Below are 3,447 nucleotides of genomic sequence, written 5' to 3'. Positions count from 1 at the left end.
GGCGCGGGGCCGGGCGGTGGGGCTGGCGGGGGACGGCAAAAACTGCATCCATGCGGGCCTCGTTTCGCGCCATCCATGGCGCTCAACGCCCCCGCCCAGCCCCACCGCCCGACCCGCTGACAGGTTCCGGTGGCCGCCACCCGCGCAATGAAAAAAAGAACGGCAGGGGTCAGCGACCTTTCACGGCTACGTGGCGGGTGGAGGGAGCCCCTGAGTCAGGGGCGGCCGCGAAGCGGCGGGGTGTGGGTGCTGGTGAGGCGGGGCCCGCGGTTTGCGCAGCAAAGCGTGGGAGCGGCAGCGCGAATGCGATGACGTGGACCGCGCAGCGCTGTGCCTCTATCTGGGATAATGGCGGCCTTGTTTCCCTGTTGCCGGACCGGTCATGACCCAGAAGACGCTGCTCAACGATTCCCACCGCGCCCTCGGCGCAAAGATGGTCGATTTCGGGGGCTGGGACATGCCCATCCACTACGGTTCGCAGCTGGATGAACACCACCTGGTGCGCCGGGAAGCAGGCGTGTTCGACGTCAGCCACATGACCGTGGTCGACCTGCGCGGTGAGCAGGTCAAGCCGTTCCTGCGTCGCCTGCTGGCCAATTCGGTGGACAAGCTGAAGGTGACCGGCAAGGCGCTCTACTCCTGCATGCTCAATGAGCGGGGCGGGGTGATCGATGACCTGATCGTCTACTACCTGGCCGATGACTTCTTCCGCATGGTGGTCAACGCCTCCACGCGCGAGAAAGACCTGGCGTGGCTGACCGCGCAGGCCGCGCCGTTCGGTGTGGCGGTGCAGCAGCGCCCTGACCTGGCCATCCTGGCCGTGCAGGGACCGCAGGCGCGCGATGCGGTGATCGGTCTGGTCGACGCCGCTGGCGCGGCCACCCTGGCCAAGCTGGCGCGCTTTGCCGCCACCGAGGTGACCTCGGCCGATGGTGTCGCCTTGTTCGTGGCACGCACCGGCTATACCGGTGAGGACGGTTTCGAAATCCTGCTGCCGCAGGACGCGGTGGTGGCGTTCTGGAACCAGCTGCTGCAGGCGGGCGTGAAGCCGGCCGGCCTCGGCGCGCGCGACACCCTGCGCCTGGAAGCCGGCATGAATCTGTACGGCCAGGACATGGACGAAGCGATCACCCCGTACGAAGCCGCGCTGGCCTGGACGGTTTCGCTCGACGAGGGCCGCGATTTCATCGGCCGCGACGTGCTTGAAGCACAGAAGGCTGCCGGTGACGCGCGCCAGATGATCGGCCTGGTGATGGACGAGAAGGGCGTGCTGCGGCATGGCCAGGCCGTGCTCACCGCCGGCGGCCAGGGCGAGATCCTGTCGGGCACGTTCTCGCCGACGCTGGCCAAGGGCATCGCGTTCGCCCGCGTTCCCGCGGGTGAGCTGGGCGCGGTGAGCGTGGACATCCGCGGCCGCGCCGTGCCGGTGCGCGTGGTCAAGTTCCCGTTCGTGCGCGAAGGCCAGGCGCAGGACGGCGTGCTGCCGGTCGCCTGATCCTGTTTTGTCGGCCGGGGCCTGCCAGCAGGCCCGGCCGGTTGGTTACACTACCCGCGTTTTTTCCACACCCGTATTCCTGGAGCAGTGCCATGAGCGAGATCCCCGGCGACCTCAAGTTCCTCAAGTCCCACGAATGGGCGCGCGTCGAATCCGACGGCAGCGTCACCGTAGGTATTTCCGACCACGCCCAGGGCCTGCTCGGCGATCTGGTCTATGTCGAGCTGCCCGAGCTCGACGGTGAAGCCAAGGCCGGCGAAACCATCGCGGTCGTGGAGTCGGTCAAGGCGGCATCGGACGTGTACAGCCCGGTCACCGGCACCATCATCAAGGTCAATTCCGCCCTGTCGGACAAGCCGGAAACCATCAACGAAGATGCCTACGGCGAGGGTTGGCTGTACGTCGTGCAGCCGAGCGACCTGGCCGCCGAGCTGGACGAACTGCTGGGTCCGGACGACTACGCCGAGGTCCTGGAAGACGACGATCACTGATCCGTCGTCGACATGGCAGACCGAAGGACCGCCCCTTGGCGGTCCTTTTTTTTGTCCGCATCGCGGCACCTCGCTCATGCGTGGGGCGCGCAGCGGACACCGGCTTCGGGCATGAGCATGCGGTTGTCGAAGACGTTGTCGGCCGGTTCGAGGGTTGGCGGTTGGCGCGCGGGGAACGAAAAGTTTTGCGCAAAATCGCATTTGCGTCGCTAAGTTGGACGCGCCGCGTGTGAAAAAAAAAGCGACCGTTTCCGAAGCGTTGGGGAAGCGGCGACGGTCACCGCCATGCTGCGTGCCGCAACAGCGCGACATCGTGCGTGTTGTTCGGCTGTTTCAGAATAAGGCTTGTTTAAAGTGCTTTCGTTCGCCGTGCCGATGCGCAAGCGCACGCTGTGCCGGTCGATGCATGCCTGCAGCGGTGATCGGCAACGCCGCCGGCCGCACCGCCAGCGACCAGCGCGGAACACCTGCGGCGTGAATTTTTTTGCGGGGGGTTGTTGACAGCCCAAAAAAGCGTGATTAGGTTTCGCCCAGCAGACCTTTACTGCCAAACCGAGTGCAACCGATCAACCGCCAGGCGCGAAGCACAACCCGGATACCTGCTGCACCGCCACGCGCGGTGGAGTCGGCCCAGCTTCCCCCCGGCAATTGCACGACACGTTCTGCCGCGATGCCAGCCTCGCCGATCGAAGCGCGCATCGCAGCAACCGTCACGACGCGGAAGACGCGTCGGCGGGCCCCGCGAGCAGCTTCAGCGGGTTCGATTTACCTGGGCGTTTCAACACTCCATCACTGACGAGGAGCCATCCCATGGCAACTGCGAAGAAGAAGCCCGCCGCCAAGAAGGCGACGAAGAAAGTAGCCAAGAAAGCCACCGCCAAGAAAGCCACTGCCAAGAAGGTCGCCAAGAAGGCGACCGCCAAGAAGGCAGTGAAGAAGGCGGCGGCCAAGAAGACCACCGCGCGCAAGGTCGCCAAGAAGGCAACTGCCAAGAAGGCAGTGAAGAAGACCGCGAAGAAGGCCGTCAAGAAGGTCGCCAAGAAGGCGACTGCCAAGAAGGCAGCGAAGAAGGTCGCGCGCAAGCCCGCCAAGAAGGTCGCCAAGAAGGCCACTGCCAAGAAGGCAGTGAAAAAGGCGGCCAAGAAGGTAGCCAAGAAGGCCACGGCCAAGAAGGCGACCGCGAAGAAGGCAGTGAAGAAGGCCACCAAGAAAGTCGCCAAGAAAGCGACCGCCAAGAAGGCCGTGAAGAAGACCGCGAAAAAGGCAGCTGCGAAGAAGCCGGCCGCAAAGAAGGCCGCCCGCAAGAGCCCGGCACGCCGCAAGAAGGCCGCTCCGGTGGCTCTCCCGGCAACCCCGGCGCCGCTGATCTAAGCATCTCCCGATAGCCGTACCTGAAGCCCCTTCTCCGACTGCCCAGCGGAGAGGGGGTTTTTTTTATCCATGAAAAAGGGGACGGAGGGA

At 65.0% G+C, this 3,447-nt stretch carries 3 protein-coding genes; all 3 read left to right on the top strand.

The genetic code is table 11. The annotated features are described in order from the left end of the window. Positions 1-382 precede the first annotated feature (382 nt). The 3 genes from gcvT (at position 383) to ABB28_RS17810 (ending at position 3,357) form a co-directional block, all read left to right on the top strand. Positions 383-1,495 (top strand): glycine cleavage system aminomethyltransferase GcvT, encoded by a 1,113-nt coding sequence (gcvT, locus tag ABB28_RS15055; RefSeq protein ID WP_057687195.1) that lies wholly within the window; start codon positions 383-385, stop codon positions 1,493-1,495. A 92-nt stretch (positions 1,496-1,587) separates the two neighbouring features. Then, entirely contained in the window at positions 1,588-1,986 is a 399-nt protein-coding gene (gcvH, locus tag ABB28_RS15050) for a glycine cleavage system protein GcvH (RefSeq protein WP_057687194.1), read from the top strand. 648 nt (positions 1,987-2,634) lie between these two features. Continuing rightward, positions 2,635-3,357 (top strand): histone, encoded by a 723-nt coding sequence (locus ABB28_RS17810; protein WP_185000384.1) that lies wholly within the window; start codon positions 2,635-2,637, stop codon positions 3,355-3,357. Positions 3,358-3,447 lie beyond the last annotated feature (90 nt).

It is taken from the genome of Stenotrophomonas chelatiphaga (assembly GCF_001431535.1).
Classification (GTDB): Bacteria; Pseudomonadota; Gammaproteobacteria; order Xanthomonadales; family Xanthomonadaceae; genus Stenotrophomonas; species Stenotrophomonas chelatiphaga.
The sequence above is the reverse complement of the archived record's forward strand: the minus strand, read 5'-3'. Positions and strand labels throughout refer to the sequence as shown.

Excerpts from the sequence above, each read along its gene's own strand:
- gcvH (WP_057687194.1), top strand. The coding sequence starts at position 1,588 with ATGAGCGAGATCCCCGGCGACCTCAAGTTCCTCAAGTCCCACGAATGG.
- gcvT (WP_057687195.1), top strand. The coding sequence starts at position 383 with ATGACCCAGAAGACGCTGCTCAACGATTCCCACCGCGCCCTCGGCGCA.